The 16,747-nt window shown below is 69.6% G+C and carries 16 protein-coding genes; 6 read left to right on the top strand and 10 right to left on the bottom strand.

Annotated features, from left to right (window positions below):
• Window positions 1–43 precede the first annotated feature (43 nt).
• The 3 genes from ftsZ to BMY35_RS38260 all read left to right on the top strand — a co-directional run bounded on the left by ftsZ (window position 44) and on the right by BMY35_RS38260 (window position 2,641).
• Complete coding sequence (gene ftsZ, locus BMY35_RS08640; protein WP_093196934.1) at window positions 44–1,258, top strand: cell division protein FtsZ; 1,215 nt, start codon at window positions 44–46, stop codon at window positions 1,256–1,258.
• Window positions 1,259–1,514: 256 nt separating this feature from the next.
• Window positions 1,515–2,438, top strand: a complete 924-nt coding sequence (gene lpxC, locus BMY35_RS08635) for a UDP-3-O-acyl-N-acetylglucosamine deacetylase (RefSeq protein ID WP_171022508.1) — start codon at window positions 1,515–1,517, stop codon at window positions 2,436–2,438.
• Between the two features lie 26 nt (window positions 2,439–2,464).
• Window positions 2,465–2,641, top strand: a complete 177-nt coding sequence (locus BMY35_RS38260) for a hypothetical protein (protein WP_019656766.1) — start codon at window positions 2,465–2,467, stop codon at window positions 2,639–2,641.
• A gap of 7 nt (window positions 2,642–2,648) precedes the next feature.
• Here BMY35_RS38260 and BMY35_RS08630 read toward each other — a convergent pair whose 3' ends face one another.
• Entirely contained in the window at window positions 2,649–3,563 is a 915-nt protein-coding gene (locus BMY35_RS08630) for a hypothetical protein (protein ID WP_143080660.1), read from the bottom strand.
• 110 nt (window positions 3,564–3,673) lie between these two features.
• The gene (locus BMY35_RS08625; RefSeq protein ID WP_093196927.1) at window positions 3,674–4,633 is read right to left on the bottom strand and encodes a LysR family transcriptional regulator; all 960 of its coding nucleotides are present in this window, start codon (window positions 4,631–4,633) and stop codon (window positions 3,674–3,676) included.
• Window positions 4,634–4,750: 117 nt separating this feature from the next.
• On the opposite strand from BMY35_RS08625, the gene glyA reads away from it, so the two are divergent.
• Window positions 4,751–6,073, top strand: coding sequence for a serine hydroxymethyltransferase (gene glyA, locus BMY35_RS08620; RefSeq protein WP_093196924.1), 1,323 nt, complete (start codon window positions 4,751–4,753; stop codon window positions 6,071–6,073).
• A 119-nt stretch (window positions 6,074–6,192) separates the two neighbouring features.
• Here glyA and ruvC read toward each other — a convergent pair whose 3' ends face one another.
• Window positions 6,193–6,741 carry a crossover junction endodeoxyribonuclease RuvC gene (gene ruvC, locus BMY35_RS08615; RefSeq protein ID WP_093196921.1) on the bottom strand — a complete coding sequence of 183 codons (549 nt, stop codon included), beginning with the start codon at window positions 6,739–6,741 and terminating at the stop codon, window positions 6,193–6,195.
• Between the two features lie 151 nt (window positions 6,742–6,892).
• Here ruvC and BMY35_RS08610 point away from each other — a divergent pair, with 151 nt between their 5' ends.
• A complete protein-coding gene (locus BMY35_RS08610) occupies window positions 6,893–8,971 on the top strand; it encodes a tetratricopeptide repeat protein (RefSeq protein WP_093196918.1) in 2,079 nt (692 codons plus the stop codon).
• A 149-nt stretch (window positions 8,972–9,120) separates the two neighbouring features.
• Here the strand turns inward: BMY35_RS08610 and BMY35_RS08605 are convergent, their stop codons facing one another.
• Together BMY35_RS08605 and BMY35_RS08600 are read right to left on the bottom strand one after the other, a co-directional pair.
• Window positions 9,121–10,110 (bottom strand): phosphatidate cytidylyltransferase, encoded by a 990-nt coding sequence (locus BMY35_RS08605; protein WP_093196915.1) that lies wholly within the window; start codon window positions 10,108–10,110, stop codon window positions 9,121–9,123.
• Between the two features lie 7 nt (window positions 10,111–10,117).
• The gene (locus BMY35_RS08600) at window positions 10,118–11,023 is read right to left on the bottom strand and encodes a 1-acyl-sn-glycerol-3-phosphate acyltransferase (RefSeq protein ID WP_176947383.1); all 906 of its coding nucleotides are present in this window, start codon (window positions 11,021–11,023) and stop codon (window positions 10,118–10,120) included.
• Between the two features lie 9 nt (window positions 11,024–11,032).
• Between BMY35_RS08600 and BMY35_RS08595 the strand changes: the two genes are divergently transcribed.
• Entirely contained in the window at window positions 11,033–11,455 is a 423-nt protein-coding gene (locus tag BMY35_RS08595; protein ID WP_093197245.1) for a ribosomal maturation YjgA family protein, read from the top strand.
• Here BMY35_RS08595 and mtgA read toward each other — a convergent pair.
• From mtgA to BMY35_RS08570, 5 genes are all read right to left on the bottom strand, one after another.
• On the bottom strand, window positions 11,421–12,164 hold the full coding sequence (mtgA, locus tag BMY35_RS08590; RefSeq protein ID WP_093196912.1) for a monofunctional biosynthetic peptidoglycan transglycosylase: 744 nt from the start codon (window positions 12,162–12,164) through the stop codon (window positions 11,421–11,423). The genes BMY35_RS08595 and mtgA overlap by 35 nt on opposite strands.
• 12 nt (window positions 12,165–12,176) lie before the next feature.
• Window positions 12,177–13,025, bottom strand: a complete 849-nt coding sequence (aroE, locus tag BMY35_RS08585; protein WP_093196910.1) for a shikimate dehydrogenase — start codon at window positions 13,023–13,025, stop codon at window positions 12,177–12,179.
• A gap of 23 nt (window positions 13,026–13,048) precedes the next feature.
• Complete coding sequence (locus tag BMY35_RS08580; RefSeq protein ID WP_093196908.1) at window positions 13,049–13,903, bottom strand: energy transducer TonB; 855 nt, start codon at window positions 13,901–13,903, stop codon at window positions 13,049–13,051.
• A 55-nt stretch (window positions 13,904–13,958) separates the two neighbouring features.
• Window positions 13,959–16,025: a ribonuclease catalytic domain-containing protein gene (locus BMY35_RS08575; RefSeq protein WP_093196906.1), complete on the bottom strand. Its 2,067-nt coding sequence runs from the start codon at window positions 16,023–16,025 to the stop codon at window positions 13,959–13,961.
• Between the two features lie 69 nt (window positions 16,026–16,094).
• A complete protein-coding gene (locus BMY35_RS08570; protein WP_093196904.1) occupies window positions 16,095–16,688 on the bottom strand; it encodes a YqiA/YcfP family alpha/beta fold hydrolase in 594 nt (197 codons plus the stop codon).
• Window positions 16,689–16,747 lie beyond the last annotated feature (59 nt).

Genomic DNA, 16,747 nt, shown 5'->3' with positions numbered 1-16,747 from the left:
TCACAGACACATAACGGCAACTGCAAGATTCAAGGAGTTAAAAATGACCATCGAAATGATCGAAGTCGAAGAGTTCAATCAGGGCACGCAGATCAAGGTGATCGGTGTCGGCGGTGGCGGCGGCAATGCGGTCGCCCACATGATGGAGCGTGGCGTGCAGGGCGTTCAGTTCGTCTGCGCGAACACCGACGCACAGGCCCTGCAGCGCAGCAACGCGCACAAGATCATCCAGCTCGGCACCAGCGGCCTGGGCGCCGGCAGCAAGCCCGAAAGGGGCCGTGAAGCGGCCGAGCTCGCGGTGGACGACATCCGCACCGCCATCGACGGCGCACACATGCTGTTCATCACGGCCGGCATGGGCGGCGGCACCGGCACCGGTGCGGCTCCCGTGATCGCGCGCGTCGCGAAGGAAATGGGCATCCTGACCGTGGGCGTGGTCACCAAGCCCTTCGACTGGGAAGGCGGCCGCCGCATGACCAACGCCGACGCCGGCCTGGCCGAACTCGAAGCGAACGTCGATTCGCTGATCGTGGTGCTCAACGAGAAGCTGCTCGACGTGCTGGGCGAGGACGTCACGCAGGAAGAAGCCTTCGCGCAGGCCAACGACGTGCTGAAGAACGCCGTGGGCGGCATCTCGGAAATCATCAACGAGTACGGCGGCGTGAACGTCGACTTCGAAGACGTGCGCACCGTGATGGGTGAACCCGGCAAGGCCATGATGGGCACGGCCGCGGCTGCAGGCCCGGACCGCGCGCGCATCGCCGCCGAGCAGGCCGTGGCCTGCCCGCTGCTCGAAGGCATCGACCTCTCGGGCGCCAAGGGCGTGCTGGTGCTGGTGACGGCGTCGAAGAGCTCGCTGAAGCTGAACGAGTCGAAGCTGGCGATGAACACCATCCGCGCCTACGCTTCGCCGGACGCGCACGTGATCTACGGCGCCGCCTACGACGACAGCCTGGGCGACGAGATGCGCGTGACCGTGGTGGCCACCGGCCTGTCGCGTGCCGACGCACGCCGCCAGCAGCCGACGCTGGAAGTGATCCGCACCGGCACCGACAACATCCCCTTCACCGTGCCGACGCTCGGTGGCGTGGGTCATGCCGGCGGCACGGGCGGCAGCCAGCCCAACTACGACGGCATGGCCGTTCCCAGCGTGTGGCGCACCAACCGCACGATGGCCGCGGCGAAGGTGGATGCGCTGTCTTCGGGTGGCATGGACGACTTCGAGATCCCGGCCTTCCTGCGCCGTCAAGCCGATTGAGAGAACACCCCATCCGATGGCCTCGCTGGAGGCCATCGCGGGGGTGAACTCGGCCAGACGCAGAGGGCACGAGGGAGCGTAAGGGGCACAGGGACGACCCGAAAGGGACGTCCGCTGGCTCTAGGCGCTGCGCTCACCTCGTGCCCTTTGCGTCCATTTCAGGCCAATTCGAAGGAATTGCATAGAACCCATGTCTATCGGTGCCATAGCGAGGGGCATAGGCCGCCACGCCCGTCGCGCGCCTAAAATCCCGGCCGTGCTGCAACAACGTACCCTCAAGTCGATCAGCCGCGCCGTGGGCGTGGGGCTCCATAGCGGCCAGCGCGTGGAGCTGACACTGCGGCCGGCTCCGGCCGACACGGGCATCGTGTTCCGCCGCGTCGACCTGCCCGAGCCGGTCGAGATCCGCATGACCGCCGAGTCGGTCACCGACACGCGCCTGGCCTCCACCGTCTCCACCGGCGGCGCCAAGGTGCAGACCGTCGAACACATCATGTCCGCCTGCGCGGGCCTGGGCATCGACAACCTCTACATCGACATCACGGCCGACGAAGTGCCGATCCTCGACGGATCGGCTTCCTCCTTCGTGTTCCTGCTGCAGAGCGCGGGCATCGCGCTGCAGAAAGCGCCGCGCCGCTTCATCCGCGTGACCCGCAAGGTCGAGGTGCGCGAAGGCGAGGGCGCCAACGAGAAATGGGCGAGCCTGGAGCCGTACCACGGCTACAAGCTGAGCTTCGAGATCGACTTCGACCACCGCGTCGTCAATTCCACCGGCCAGCGCGTGGAATTCGACCTGGGCACCGATTCCTACAGCCGCGACATCGCACGCGCGCGCACCTTCGGCTTCACCAAGGAAGTCGAGTACATGCGCAGCAAGGGCCTCGCGCTCGGCGGTGGCCTGGACAACGCCATCGTGATGGACGACACCAAGGTGCTGAACGAAGGCGGCCTGCGCTACGACGACGAGTTCGTGAAGCACAAGATCCTCGACGCGATGGGCGACCTCTACATCATCGGCAAGCCGCTGCTGGCCGCCTACACCGCCTTCCGCTCGGGCCATGCGCTCAACAACAAGCTGCTGCGCGAACTGCTCTCGCACAGCGACGCCTACGAGGTCGTGACCTTCGAGGACGAGAAGCGCGCGCCGCGCGGTTTCGGCGAAGTCGCGCGCGCCTGGTAACGAGCGCCTCCTCCCGCCTTCCTCACATGCTCCTGTTCCGATGGGCCATCCTGCTGCTTCTGCTGGTGGCCGGCGTGTGCTTCGCGTTCTACGCGGGCACGGGGCAGGTCAAGTACCGCCGCATCGGCTGGATCGTGCTGAAGTGGACGCTGCTGGCGGCCTTCGGCTTCTTCGCGGTCCTGATCGCCGAACGGGTGGCATGAGTTGTCTTCAGCCGGCGGTCTCCTGCCGGCAGACGAAGAGGCTCAGGTAGGACGGCGTGCGCTGCGAGACTTCGCGCAGCGTCACCTCGTCGAAGTCCTTCGGGACGTTCTCCACCACCATCTGCCGCAGCGCCTGGGCGGCCTCCGTCTCGTTGTCCCGCGGGTTGTAGCGGACCTGCACGCCGCGGATCAGGTAGCCGGGAACGGCGTTGCTCGCCTCGGGAAACTCGCGCAGCCGCCAGGTGACGTCGCCGCGCGCGGCCTTCAGCCTGGCGAGCAGGTCGCGCGCAGGCGCTTCATTGCGCTTGCGGACCTCCGGATCGCGCTCGCTCGTGCAGTACAGGATGTCGACCCGGAAGCCGGCGAATTTCCCCGATGAGGAGCTGGCCGGCGGTTTAGCCACTGCCGCCGCGGCGCTGCGATTGACCTCGATGGCCTTCTGCTCCTGCGCGAACTCCCCGGCCTTGCCCGCTTCGGCGCGCAGCACCGGATCGGCGAAAGACAGCGCCACGAGCGGAAAGAGCCGGCCCGCCAGGTCTTCCGATGCCACCGAATTGATGAGCGCGAAGGCCGCCTGCTCGCGGCGATGCCGGCCCGGCGCCTTCTCGTCCATCTGGAGCACCTCGACCACCTTCTCGTAGACGTACTGGTCGCGCTTGAAGCGCGTCTCCTCGAGCGAGTTGTCGACCCGCTTGCGCTCGAAGTCGATGCGCTGCGCCTCGTTCGCCTGCGCCGAAGCCGCGGCGCGATGCTGGGCATCCTCGGCGGCCTTCTTCGAATCCTCTGCCTTGTACTGCCAGTAGAGGCCCAGCGCCGCCGCGAGCACCGCGATCAGCGCCGACGCGCCGCTGGCCCATTTCGTGACCTTCTCCACCCGCGACGAAGGCGCGGGCGTTCCCCCACCGTGATCCTCTCCTGCCATGGTTCGCTCCCGATGTTGTTGGTGCTGGCGCGAAGTCTGTCACTGCGCCTGCGCGGCGGCCTCCCTGCAAATGGGGAGGCTCGGCGCGGAAAGTGTCCGGCGCTTGTGTTTCAGTTTTCGGTCAGCGCTTGCAAGGCCTGCACCTGCCGAGCCAGCAGCGGCCCCTTGCGATGCGCGGGCACCAGCAGCACGACCGTGTCGCCCAGCGCCTTCGGCCGGCCCCAGGGCGCATGCAGCTTGCCCTGAGCAAGCAGGGGCGCGACGAGGCGCTCGCGGCCCATCAGCACGCCTTCGCCGTCGAGCGCGGCCTGCAGGGCGAGGCTGTAGAGCGAGAAGTCCGGCCCGGCCGCCAGCGCCTCGGCTTCGGCCGCCGTGGTGCCGGGCCGCACGGCCTGCAGCCAGCGCTGCCAGTCGTCGCGCCAGACGGTGTCGTGCAGTCCGCCGTTGCGCTCCAGCAGTTCGATCAGGTCCTCGGGCGGGCGCGGGCGGCCGCTGGGCAGGGGCTGCCGCAGGCGCGGGCTGCACACGGGCAGCAGCCGGTCGCGCACGAGCGGGATCGCCTGCGCGCCCGCGTCGGTCTCGATGCGCTCGCCGGCCCGCGCATAGAAGAGGCCCAGATCGAATGGCTCGCGACGAAAGTTCGGCGGCTGTTCCAGCGCGGTCACCGACACCTGCACGCCGGGCAGCTCCGCCTTCAGGCGCGAGAGCCGGGGCGACAGCCACAGCTGGGCCACGGCAGGCAGCGCGGCCACCTGCAGCGTGCTGCGGCGCGCGGCGATCTGGGTTTCGTGGCGCAACGCCTGCACGGCCAGGCCGAGCTGGTCGACGGCCGCGCTGAGGGCAGGCAGGGCGCGCCGCCCGTGCGCGCTGAGGCGGATGCCCTGGCTGTGCCGCTCGAACAGCGCGCCGCCGGCCCATGTTTCAAGCGCCTTGATCTGCTGCGCGACGGCGGCCGGCGTGACGAAGAGTTCCTCGGCCGCGCGCGCGAAGCTGCCGTGGCGGGCCGCGGCCTCGAAGGCGCGCACGGCGGTGTGCGGCGGCAGGCGGGGGCGCGGCGGTGCGAGCGGCATCTGGCAGATCCTTCAGGCCAAGTTTTTCTATGGCCCGGGGCCAGATTATCCGGTTTGCCCGGCCGGCGGCGGCGCGCGACGATTCGTGCATCCATCACTTCCAGCGAGATCCGCCGCATGCCCGCCGCCCTGCAACGCCGCCCCTGGGTTCCCGCCGCCAGCGAAGACCACGTGCTTTCCATTGCCGCGGATGCCTCCGCGCGCGATGCGGCGGGCGTCGCCGCCGAGATCGAACGGCTGGTGGCCGACAACCACCGCATCCACGACGTGCAAGGCCTGAACCTCAACCCCGCCACCAACGTGATGAACCCGGCCGCCGAGGCGCTGCTGTCGCGCGGGCTGGGCTCGCGTCCGTCGCTGGGCTATCCGGGCGACAAGTACGAGATGGGGCTCGAGGCCATCGAGCGCATCGAAGTCGTCGCGGCCGAGCTGGCGGCCGAGGTGTTCGGCTCGAAGTTCGCCGAGGTGCGCGTGAGCTCGGGCGCGCTGTCGAATCTCTACGTGTTCATGGCGACCTGCAGGCCGGGCGACACCATCGTCGTGCCGCCGCCCAGCATCGGCGGCCACGTCACGCACCATGTGGCAGGCGCGGCGGGGCTCTACGGCCTGAAGCCGGTCTCCGCGCCTGTGGATGCCGACGGCTACACGGTCGACGTGACCGCGCTCGCGAAGCTGGTGCGCGAGGCGAAGCCGAAGCTCATCACCATCGGCGGCAGCCTGAACCTGTTTCCGCACCCGGTGCCGGCGATCCGCGAGATCGCCGACAGCGTGGGCGCGAAGCTGCTCTTCGACGCCGCGCACCTCTCGGGCATGGTGGCCGGCAAGGCGTGGCCGCAGCCGCTGGAGCAGGGCGCGCATGCCATCACGATGAGCACCTACAAGAGCCTGGGCGGCCCGGCGGGCGGCCTGATCGTGTCGAACGACGCCGCGCTGATGGAGCGCATCGATGCCATCGCGTACCCCGGCCTCACGGCCAATTCGGACGCGGGGCGCACCGCGGCGCTGGCCCGCGGGCTGCTCGACTGGAAGGTGCACGGCGTCGCCTATGCGGCGGCGATGCGCGAGACCGCGCAGGCGCTCGCACGCGCTCTCGATGCGCTGGGCCTGCCGGTGTTCGCGAAGGCGCGCGGCTTCACGCAGTCGCACCAGTTCGCACTCGAGGCGGCGCGCTGGGGCGGCGGGCAGCACGCTTCGAAGAAGCTTGCGCAGGGCGGCCTGCTGGCCTGCGGCATCGGATTGCCGATCGCGCCCGTGGAGGGCGACATCAACGGCCTGCGCCTGGGCGTGCCCGAGATCGTGCGACTGGGCTTCACGCCCGAAGACATGCCGCAGCTGGCCGGCTGGATAGCGCGTGCGCTCGATGGCGACGCCGCATCAGTGGCTGCCGAGGTGCGCGAGCGACGCAAGCGCCTTGGCGAGCTGCGCTACATCGTGCGCTGAAAGCAGCTACGGGCTGATTCGGGAAGCACCGCGGAACCGGCTTCGCCGGGCCGCAGGTGTTGCCCCCGGAAGGGGGAAGGCGTGCGCGACACGAAGTGCGCGAAGCCTGGGGGGCGAGCCTACCTCGAACGCCCCTGCCGATAGGTGCCGGCATGGGTCTTCGACAGCTCGGCCGCTTCGGCGAGCCGCGCCATCGAGCGTCCCACCTGCGCATGCGTGATGGCGATGCCCAGTGCGTCCGCCGCGTCGGCGCCCGGCAGGCCGGGCAGGTCGAGCAGCCGCCGCACCATCTCCTGCACCTGCGCCTTGGCCGCCTGGCCGTGGCCGGCCACCGCCTTCTTCATCTGCAGCGCCGTGTACTCGGCCACCGAGAGGTTGTTGCTGACCAGCGCCGTCACGCACGCACCGCGCGCCTGCCCCAGCAGCAGCGTCGACTGCGGATTGACGTTGACGAAGATGATTTCCACCGCCGATGCATCGGGCTGGTAGCGCGCGGTGATTTCCGCGATGCCGTCGAACAGCACCTTCAGCCGCGCCGGCAGGTTGCCGGTGCCCAGGTGCCGCGTGCTGATGGTGCCGCTGGCCACGTAGCGCAGCCCGTGGCCGTCCGCATCGACCACGCCGAAGCCGGTGGTCTGCAAGCCGGGGTCGATGCCGAGAATGCGCATGAAAGGAAACGTAAAGGCCTAAGCCCGGATAAAGAGAGTCGAAAGAGCCGCGAGGAGAGGGCCGAAAGCGGGCTGATCGCGGGCAGAATCCGCCCGGTCCGTACAGTCCGCCCCCCGCCGCGCGCGGGGCGCGCCATCCAAGGAAGCGAATGTGAATGTAGTCGAGTCCTCCGCGCAGCAGCAACTGGACGAGGTGCAAGCCTTGATCGCGCGCCTGCAGATGCACCCCGCCGAACGCGCGGCCGCCAGTTTCCGCCGCATCGAGCTGCTCGACGACCTGGGCCGTCGCAAGGAAGCGCTGGCCGCGAGCGCCAGGCTGCTCGACGAATTCGCGGCGAAGCCCGAGGTCGGCGTGGTCGTGCCGTGCTGCCAGACGCTGCGCCTGCTGGCGCACATGCTGCGCCAGATGCACCGCCCGGCAGACGCGCTCGCCACGCTCGACCGCCTGATCGCGGCGCACGGCCAGCGCGCCGAGCCCGAGATCCGCGAGCACATCGCCCACGCGCTCTACCAGCGCACATGGTGGATCGACGAGCCTGCCGCGCGCTGCGAAGCTTGCGACGCCATGAGCGAACTGCTCGACAGCCAGCCCGATGCCGCCTTCGACACCTGGCGCGTGGAGGCGCGGTTGCTCAAGGCCGAGGTGGAGCATCACCGCGGCCTGCCGCAGGATGCGCTGGCCACGTTGGAGGCCGCGATCGAGCGCTTCGACGCCAGCACCGACCCCGGCGTGGTGCTGCGCGTGGCGCGTGCGCGCCTGGCGTCGGTGCTCAACCTGCGGGAGCTGGCGCAGCATGCCCAGGCGCAGGTGATGTGCCTCGCCGTGGCCGACCAGATCGAGGCCGGCCTTGCCGAAGCCGCGCCGGAACTGCGCATCGAAGGCGTGCGGGCGCTGACGCTGTTCTTCGACGGCTTCGGCATCGACGAGCATGCGAACCGCGCCGAACTGGTCGGCTGGCTGCTCGACCGCTACGGCCACGACGCATCGCCGCAGGTGCGCCGCATGGCGGTGCGCCGCGCCTACGACTGGTCGGTGGGCCTGCGCGAGCAGGAAGACGGCGATGCCGCGCTGGCCGCATGCGATCGCCTGCTCGCCACCTTCGGCGCTGACACCGACGCGGTGGTGCATCGCACCGTCGCGAGCGCGCTGCTCAACAAGGGCTTCGTGCTGCTCGAACGGCTGGGCCGCGCCGAGGATGCGCTCGCTGTGTACCAGCAGCTCGCGCGCCAGCTCCAGGGCGCGCCCGCTCTTGAATTGCAGGACACCCTGGCCAAGGCCATCGCCGGCCGCGAAGCCTGCCTCAGGCGGCTGCGCAGGGCCGACGCCGAGGCCAACCTGCCGGAGCTGTCGCCCGAGACGCGCGACGAGGTGCGCGACAAGGTCAAGCAGGGGCGCAGGCACGGCGATGCGGGCGAGTCGCGCGAGGCCATCGCGCTGTTCGACGAGGTGCTGGCCGCGCATGCCCCGTCGCCGCATCCGGAGCTGCGCCGCCAGTGCGCGCGGGCGCTGGTCCACAAGGCCTTCTGCCTGGTCGCGCTGGAGCGCTTCGACGAAGTCGTCGCCGCCGCCGAGGCGATGGACGCGCGCTACGGTGCCGATTCCTCGACCGAGATGCAGGAGACGGTCGCGCTGTGCATGCAGTACAAGAGCACCGCGCTCGACCGCCTCGGCCGGCACGACGACGAGATGCGCGTGCACGACGAGATCGTCGCGCGCTGGGGCAACTCCGAGCTGCCCGACCTGCGCGGGCGCGTGGTCGGCGCGCTGTTCCGCAAGGGCGCCACGCTGCGCCAGACCGGCCGGCTCGAGGCGGCGGTGGCCTGCTACGACGAGGCCATCGCGCGCACCACCGGCGCGAGGGAAGGCACGCTGCAGCTCTGGGCCGCGAAGTCGATGATCAACAAGGCCAAGGCGCAGGACAAGCTCGGCGATCCGGCCGGCCAGATCAAGACCTATCGCGCTCTCATCGCACGCTTCGGCGATTCGGGCGATGCCGCGCTGCGCGAGCGCGTCGTCAATGCCTGCGAGTGGCTTGCCGAGGCCGAGGGCCGGCAGGGCCGGGTGGAAGCGCAGCGCGCGGCGCTCGAGGCCGCGCTGGGCCGCTTCGGCACCGCGCTCTCGGCCGAGCAGCGCGCACGCCTCGCCCGAGAACTGCAGGCACTGAAGGCCAGGGCCATCGGACGCAAGGCGAAGGAAGTCTTCGGCCGCGTGGTGCGCCGCAAGGCCTGAACGAATTCATCTGCCTCCCCGCGCAGAACCGCCCGCGAGGCTTTTCCATGAATACCGCGGAACCGGCTTCGCCGGGCCGCAGGTATTGCCCCCTGCAAGGGGGTTGGCGAAGCGACACGAAGTGCGCGGAGCCTGGGGGTGTGCCAGGTTCAGGCGTTGAAGTACCAGCGGATGGAGTGGAAGAAGATGGGCGCGGCGAAGCAGAGTGCATCGACGCGGTCCAGCAGGCCGTTGGCGCCGGTCACGCCCATGCCTTTCTGGCCCCAGTTCGGAATGCCCCGGTCGCGCTTGAGCGCCTTCATCACCAGGTGTCCCATCGACCCCGAGATGCACGCGATGACCGACACCGCGAGCGCCTGGCCGAACTTGAACGGCGTGATGAACGAGAACAGCGCGCCCACCAGGCTCGCCACCGCGATGCCGATGGCCCAGCTGGTCCAGTTGAAGCTGCGGCTCACGTTGGGCGCGAAGGGCGCGCGCTGCATGCGCCGCGAGATCAGGTGCTGCACCAGCACCGAGGTCTGCACCACGAACACCAGGAAGAACACGAGGAAGGCGCTCTTGCCCTCGTAGCCCGGGAAGCTCAGCAGCAGCAGCGCCGGCACGTGGCTCATGCCGTAGACGCAGACCATGATGCCCCACTGCAGCTTGGCATTGCGCTCCAGGAACTGGCTCGGGTCGTTGGCCAGTGCGCTGGTCACCGGGATCGCGAGGAACACGTACACCGGGATGAACACGGTGAACAGGTCGAAGCGCGCGGTGGCCACGAGCCAGAACTGGATCGGCAGCACCACGAAGAAGGCGAGGATCAGGCTGCGATGGTCGCCGCGTCGCGTGGGCGAGAGCGTGATGAACTCGCGCAGCGCGAAGAAGGAGATCAGCGCGAACAGCACGGTGGCCACCGTTTCGCCGAGCGCCCAGCCGATCCAGAAGACCAGCACCATGAACCAGGTGGTGCCCAGCAGGGCGCGGAAGTGCGCCAGCTCGGCCTGCCAGGCGGCGTCGTGCACCGGGTTGCGCTTTTCCCTGAAGCTCAGGAAGAAGGCCGTGGCGCTCACGATCGCGAGCACGCCGAAGATGATGAGGAAGAGCGCCGCGACCTGCTGGGTCGGGCTGAGGCTGCGCAAAAACTGGTTCATGTCGTCGTCAGACGTCGCGCAAGGCGATCACGGCGGCGCGCGCCCGGTCGAGGAAGGGGCGGCGCTCCTCGCCTTCCTCGACGCGGATCGGCGCGCCGAAGGTGACGGAGCAGAGGATGGGCACCGGCACGATCTCGCCCTTGGGCATGACGCGCTGCACGTTGTCGATCCATGCGGGCACCAGCACCACCTCGGGGAACATCGTGGCGAGCGTGTAGAGGCCCGACTTGAACTTCTGCGGCTCGCCGGTGTGGCCGCGCGTGCCCTCGGGGAAGATGATGATCGAGTCGCCGCTGCGCAGGGCCTCGACCAGCGGGGCCAGCGGATCGACAGCGGGAGTCGCCGCGACGGACGGGGCTTCGGGCTCTGCCGGCGGTGATGGTGGCGGCGGCTCGGGCGGCGGCGCAGGAGGTGGAGCAGGGGGCTCCGGCAGGTCGAGCCGGCCTTGCGCGCCGGACGCGACGGTTTCCAGGGGAGGCTCGGGCGGAGTCAGCGGCAGCAGCGGTTCCATCGAGGGCTCGATGCGCTCGGCCGGCGACGGAACCGGTGCACGTACGACGGGCGGCGGTGGCGGTGCTTCGGCCACCACCGGTGCTGTCGGTGCGGTTGCCGCTGCGCTTGCCGCAGCAGGCGTCGCCTGCCGCTCCACGTACACCGCGTTGAAGACCTCCGTCGTGATCCAGCGCTTGACCGGCGTGTTGGCCCAGTAGTCGCGCGCGGCGATCGGGCGCGTGATGCTGCGCAGCTCTTCCGGCAGCGCCGCCCAGATCATCACCAGGTCGGCATGGCTCTGGTGGTTGGCGAAGTAGATGCGCTGCTCGGCCTTGGGCGGACAGCCGTACCAGCGTGCCTGGGCACCCGTGAGCAAGCGGACGATCCCAAGAAGCAACCAACCCGTGAGCTTTGCCAGCATATGGGCGCGATGATACGGGCCATGCGATGGCGTTTCGATCCTCTTTCCCTTGCCTGGGCCGTGGCCCTGTTCCTCGTTCTCCTGCTGCTGGCCACCGTGGGGGCTCGCTGGGGCTGGCTGCGCAGCTTCTTCGGCGACGTGCTGGCCGTGGTGTGGGTGTACTTCGTGTTCAGGACGGTGATCGCCGCGCGTGTGCTGCCGCTGGCACTGGCCGCGCTGGGCGTGGGCCTTGCGGTCGAGCTCGGGCAGTACCTGGCGGCGACGTGGCACCTGCACATTCCGAACCGCGCCCTGCGCATCGTGCTCGGCAGCACGGCCGACTGGTGGGACGTGCTGGCCTACACCATCGGCTTCGCCGCGGTGCTGGCCATCGAGGGCCTGCGCGGCGCGGCCGTCTTCAGGGCAGCTCGGCCGCAGGCATCCGCGCCATGACCGTGGAAGCACGCCCGCTCAGGTAGGGCGAGCCGGTCCGGCGCTCGAAGAACTTGGGGCTGGGCAGCATCACCGCGAGGCGTGCCGCCTCGCCGGTGCCCAGGCGCGAAGCCGGCTTGCGGAAGTAGTACTGCGAGGCCGCCTGGGCGCCGAACACGCCTTCGCCCCACTCCACGTTGTTGAGATAGATCTCCAGGATCCGCCGCTTGTCGAGCAGCACCTCGAGCAGCGTGGCCAGCACCAGCTCCTGCCCCTTGCGCAGCATGGTGCGCTCGCCCGACAGCAGCAGGTTCTTCGCGAGCTGCTGCGTGATGGTCGAGCCGCCGCGCAGTTGCACGGGCTTGACCGGCCTGCCACGTGCCGCCGCGCGTGCGGCACGCTTGGCGGCCAGCTCTTCCGCCCTGGCGTTGCGCTGGCGCGCGCGCTCGATGGCTTCCCATTCCACGCCGTTGTGGTCGACGAAGCCGGAGTCCTCGCTCGCGATGACCGCGCGCTTGAGCGTGTCGTTGATCTGCGAGTAGGGCACCCATTCCTGGCGCCAGCCGCCGCCGCTTCCCTGGTGGATGGCGATCTGGTAGGCCTCGGAGCGCTGGAACGCGGTGCTCTGCGGATCGATCACGGCCATCGCCGCGATGCGCGCCACGAAGAAGAGCTGGAGTGCCAGGCCTGCCACCGCAATGCAGGCGATCAGGCGCAGCGCGGCCTTCATCTTCTTTCTTGCTTACTTCAGTTCGGCGCGGATCTCGGCCAGCACCTGCGCCGACGGCGGGCGCACGCCGCGCCAGATCTCGAAGGATTCCGCCGCCTGCTCGACCAGCATGCCGAGCCCGTCGCGCGGCACCGCGCCATGGGCCTGCGCCCAGGCCATGAAGCCCGCGGCCGCGGGGCCGTACATCATGTCGACCGCGAGCCCGCCTTCGCGCAGCACGCTGGCCTTCACGGGCACCGCGTCGCCCGCGAGGCTGGAGGCGGTGGCATTGACCACCACGTCGAAGGCGCCCGGCACCTCGTCGAGCGCCCAGGCTTCGAGCGAAGCCCCGTGGCGCAGCGCGACGGCCGCGTGGCGGCGCACCAGCTCCACGGCCTTGTCCACGGTGCGGTTGGCGACCACGACGCGCGAGGCGCCCGCGTCGAGCAGCGGACCCAGCACGCCGGCCGCGGCGCCGCCCGCGCCGATCAGCAGCAGCGCCTTGCCCTGCAGCGGCACGGCCGCGTTGCGCACGATGTCGTTGACCAGGCCGATGCCGTCGGTGTTGTCGGCGTGGATGCCGCCGTCGGCGTCGAAGCGCAGCGTGTTCACCGCCTGCGCGAGCAGGGCGCGCTCGCTGGTGTGCTGCGCCAGCGCGGCGGCCTCGAACTTGAAGGGCACCGTGATGTTGCAGCCGCGCGCGACGTCGCCGCGCTGCGCTGCCTCGCTGCGGAAGGCCGCGATGCCTTCGGCGAACGCGCCGAGCGGAATCAGCCGCCGGCCGTAGTCCATCTGCTGGCCGCAGAGCTCGGCGAAGCGTGCGTGGATGCGGGGCGAGCGGCTGTGCTCGACCGGGTTGCCCATGATGCAGTACAGGTCCATGGTGTCCGCCTCTTGTGTTCTGCTTACTGCGATGAGAGTTCGACCGAGCCGTCGTGCGCGAAGCGGAAGTGCGGCCGGATCACGATCTGGTCGGCGTGCTCCTTGCGCATCGCGTCGGTGAAGGTGCCGAAGTTGCCCACGCTCGCGACGATGGCCTGGGCCCGCTTGTCGAGCACGGGCACGCCCGAGCTCTCGTCGATCACGGTCGACAGCAGCCGGCCGTCGAAGTTGACGGTGATGGTCATCGTGAGCTCGCCGTAGAGCTTCTTGCCGGCGAGCGTCGGGAAGTTGGCCGTGCCCTGCGCTTCCACCCGGCGGCGCAGCGAGTCGACGTAGGTGGCGAAGGCGGCCTCGCGCGTGAAGGGGCTCAGGTAGCGCTTCTTGGGGCGCGCGTTCTCCTCGTTCACGCGGCGCTCGATCTCGGCCAGCAGGTTGATCATCTGGCGGCGCTTGTCTTCCTGCGCCTGGGCTTCGGCGGGGTCGCCCGCGTTGCGTGGGTCGGGCGCGGGCATCGCGGCCAGGTCGCGCTTGAGCTGGGTCAGCATCTGCATCTGCTCGGCCTGCATCGCGTCGACCTTGCGCTGCGCGTCCTCGAAGGAGTCGCCCACGGTGGTGAAGCTCGACGGCGGCAGCGGGCTGGTCGCGCGGCCCTTGTCGAGGTCGCCGCCGCCCGCGAGCGAGGTCTGCGCGCGCAGCCGGGCGGCGGGGTCGGGCCTGTCGTTGGTCTTGCTGTTGACCAGGATGACTTCGAGCGGCGTGTCGCTGAAGACCTTGTTGAACGACTCGGGGTCGACGAAGCGCACCGCGAGCAGCGCGGCGTGTACGACGACCGACACGCCCAGAGCGATCTGCAGCGTGCTGAGGTCCTTGAAGTTCATTCTCGAAACTCCTCCAGGGGCCGCATCATTTCTCCGGACGACGATCCGCCGGGTTTCATGCTGGCGTGTTTTCTTCTGGCGCGGCCTCGCTGTCGTTCAGGTCGACGGCAATGGCGATCGGGCCCGCAACCACTTCTTCTTCCTCTTCGTCGCCCTCCTGGCCGGCGGCCGCGTCGGCCTTCGGCGAGTCGAGGCGCTCGAGCACCGTGCCGTTCACGTTGAGGGCGATCTCGTCGATCTCGCCGAGCTTCACGCGCAGGCGCGCGCCGCGTTCCTGCTGGCCCGCCACCGGGAACACCAGCGGCAGCGTGTCGGCGCGCACCAGGGCGCCGTTGGGCATGTCCTTGATGACGGTGGCCTCCAGCTCGGAAATGCCCTGCTGCTGCAGGTACTTCAGCGTCCAGAAGCGCTCCATGCCGCCCTGGTAGGCGTTGTACGCGGCGTAGGCGGCGTCGAAGCCCGAGAGGATGGAGAACAGGTCGGCGTCCTTCGGCTTGAAGGGCGCGGCCAGCGCGGCGGTCTTGCCGTGGCGCGCGGCGGCGATGATCTGCCACTGGTTCACCAGGTCGGTGTAGCGGCGCAGCGGCGAGGTGCTCCAGGCGTAGCTCTTCACGCCCAGGCCCGCGTGCGGCAGCGCGCGCGTGCCCATGCGCACCTTGATGCCGGGCGCGAGGCTGGCCTGGCTGCGATAGAGGCCGGGCACGCCGAGCTCGCCGAGCCAGCCGCCCCAGCTGCTGTTGGCCAGGATCATCGCCTCGGACACGATCAGGTCGAGCGGCGCGCCGCGCTGGCGCGTGCTGATCTGCACCTGCTCGCCGCCCGTGGGCTCGGCGCCGTCGTTGCCGACGAGGCGGAAGTTGTAGTCGGGCCGGTTGAAGTTCTCGGGCTTGCCGCGCACCACCTCGCGCTGCGCCTTCAACTGTTTCGCGAGGCGGAACAGGAAGGACAGCGGCGCGCGCAGGCGGGTGGCGGCTTCGGGCGTGCCCTCGCCCTGGAAGGAGGCGTCCTCGAGCCACTGCTGCGTGACGACGGTGTCGAGCTGGTCGTGGCGCAGGTTGGCCACGATGGGCACGCGCTCCAGCTTCGTCTCGGTGCCCTGCAGCTCCAGCGTGGCTTCGTCGAAGCGCGCGTAGAGCGACACGGCCGGGCGGTCGCCGCCCTCGAGCAGCGTGTAGGTGTCGACCACCTCGTCGGGCAGCATCGTGATCTTGTAGCCCGGCATGTAGACCGTCGACATGCGCGCGCGCGCCACGTTGTCGATGGCGCTGCCCGGCGTGAGCGCCAGGGCCGGCGCCGCGATGTGGATGCCGACCGTGACGGTGCCCGTGCCCAGGCCCTGCACGGAGAGCGCGTCGTCGATTTCGGTGGTCTGGGAATCGTCGATGGAGAAGGCCTGCACGCCGGTGGCCGGCGGAAGATCGTCGGCGATGGCGGGCGCGGCGAGCGCGGGAAAGCCGGTGCCCTTGGGGAAGTTCTCGAACAGGAAGCGCCGCCAGTGGAACTGGTAGGGCGAATCGATGGCGCCTGCGCGCTCCAGCAGGTCGAGCGGAGCGCGCTGCGTGGTGCGCGCGGCCTCGACCACGGCCTTGTACTCTGGGGCGTTCTTGTCGGGGCGAAAGAGGATCTTGTAGAGCTGCTCGCGCACGGGCGCCGGGCACACGCCCTCGGCCAGCTGCGCGGCCCATTCGGCGATCTGCGCCTGGATGGCCTTCTTCTTCTCGATGGCGGCGAGCGCCTGCTGGACGATCTCGGCCGGCGCCTTCTTGAAGCGACCCTTGCCGGCGCGGCGGAAATAGTGCGGCGCCTCGAACAGCGCGAACAGGGCGGCGGCCTGCTGGGCGAGCGAGGGCTTCTCGCTGAAATATTCGGCGGCCAGCTCGGCGAAGCCGAATTCGCCCTCGGGCGCGAATTCCCAGGCGAGGTCGAGGTCCAGGGAGGCGGCGAGCGAGCGCCCTTCGGCGATCAGCTCGGCGGGGGCCGGTTTCTCGAAACGCAGGACGATGTTGGCGCCCTTGACCTTGACGCGCTTGCCGGTGTCGAGCTCGACCTGCGCCGATGCTTCGGCCTCCGACAGCACGCGGCCGCCGAGGTACTTGCCGGCTTCTTCAAACAATACAAACATGGCCCGGATTGTCCCATGCTGAACCCGCCGGAATTCCGGGGGCAGGCGCTCCGGACGAGCTCGGGGAGCCTAGATCGGGTTGATGAAGGCCATCACGTCGTCCAGGTGGGCCTTTTCGAAATCGGACAGCGCATGGTCGCCGCCCTCGAGCAGCTTGATGTTGCTGTCGGGGTAGCGCGCGGACATCTCGTGCCAGTCGAGCGCCTCGTCGCCCTTGGCGATGATGGCGAACACGCGCTCGGGCCGCGTGAGCGGGCCGACTTCCATCGCGCGCAGCTCGTGGATGTATTCGGGGCGGAAGTAGAAATGCTCGGCCGGGTCGTGCCAGACGGTCTGGTCGCCGATGTAGCGCATGAGGTCGCGCGCGGGATGCACTGCCGGGTTGAGCAGTACCGCGCGGCAGCGCGTCATGCCGGCCACGTAGGTGGCGTAGTAGCCGCCGAGCGACGAGCCCACCACCGCCATCGACTTGCGCGGCCAGTGGGCGATGCCCTTCATCACCATGTCGATGGCGTCGTGCGGCGACGGCGGCAGCTGCGGGCACCACCACTGCAGGTTCGGATGGCGTCGCGCGACGCGGTCCGCGACGACCCGGGCCTTGGTCGAGCGAGGCGAGGAGCGGAAACCGTGCAGGTAGAGCAGGTGGGTGGTTTGCGGATCCATGCGAGGAAGAGACGGGAGGTGCGGCGACCGCACCTCGCTTGCCGGGAACGGGTAATTCT

Origin of the sequence: Variovorax sp. YR750, from assembly GCF_900109805.1 — a bacterium.
Taxonomy (GTDB): domain Bacteria; phylum Pseudomonadota; class Gammaproteobacteria; order Burkholderiales; family Burkholderiaceae_C; genus Variovorax; species Variovorax gossypii.
This window is presented reverse-complemented; position numbering and strand designations above follow the sequence as displayed.

Coding starts and splice junctions, on each gene's coding strand:
- ftsZ (WP_093196934.1), top strand. CDS start 44: ATGACCATCGAAATGATCGAAGTCGAAGAGTTCAATCAGGGCACGCAG.
- BMY35_RS08595 (WP_093197245.1), top strand. CDS start 11,033: ATGATACGGGCCATGCGATGGCGTTTCGATCCTCTTTCCCTTGCCTGG.
- glyA (WP_093196924.1), top strand. CDS start 4,751: ATGCCCGCCGCCCTGCAACGCCGCCCCTGGGTTCCCGCCGCCAGCGAA.
- ruvC (WP_093196921.1), bottom strand. CDS start 6,741: ATGCGCATTCTCGGCATCGACCCCGGCTTGCAGACCACCGGCTTCGGC.
- BMY35_RS08605 (WP_093196915.1), bottom strand. CDS start 10,110: ATGAACCAGTTTTTGCGCAGCCTCAGCCCGACCCAGCAGGTCGCGGCG.
- BMY35_RS08625 (WP_093196927.1), bottom strand. CDS start 4,633: ATGCCGCTCGCACCGCCGCGCCCCCGCCTGCCGCCGCACACCGCCGTG.
- BMY35_RS38260 (WP_019656766.1), top strand. CDS start 2,465: ATGCTCCTGTTCCGATGGGCCATCCTGCTGCTTCTGCTGGTGGCCGGC.
- mtgA (WP_093196912.1), bottom strand. CDS start 12,164: ATGAAGGCCGCGCTGCGCCTGATCGCCTGCATTGCGGTGGCAGGCCTG.
- BMY35_RS08600 (WP_176947383.1), bottom strand. CDS start 11,023: ATGCTGGCAAAGCTCACGGGTTGGTTGCTTCTTGGGATCGTCCGCTTG.
- BMY35_RS08580 (WP_093196908.1), bottom strand. CDS start 13,903: ATGAACTTCAAGGACCTCAGCACGCTGCAGATCGCTCTGGGCGTGTCG.
- BMY35_RS08630 (WP_143080660.1), bottom strand. CDS start 3,563: ATGGCAGGAGAGGATCACGGTGGGGGAACGCCCGCGCCTTCGTCGCGG.
- aroE (WP_093196910.1), bottom strand. CDS start 13,025: ATGGACCTGTACTGCATCATGGGCAACCCGGTCGAGCACAGCCGCTCG.
- BMY35_RS08570 (WP_093196904.1), bottom strand. CDS start 16,688: ATGGATCCGCAAACCACCCACCTGCTCTACCTGCACGGTTTCCGCTCC.
- BMY35_RS08575 (WP_093196906.1), bottom strand. CDS start 16,025: ATGTTTGTATTGTTTGAAGAAGCCGGCAAGTACCTCGGCGGCCGCGTG.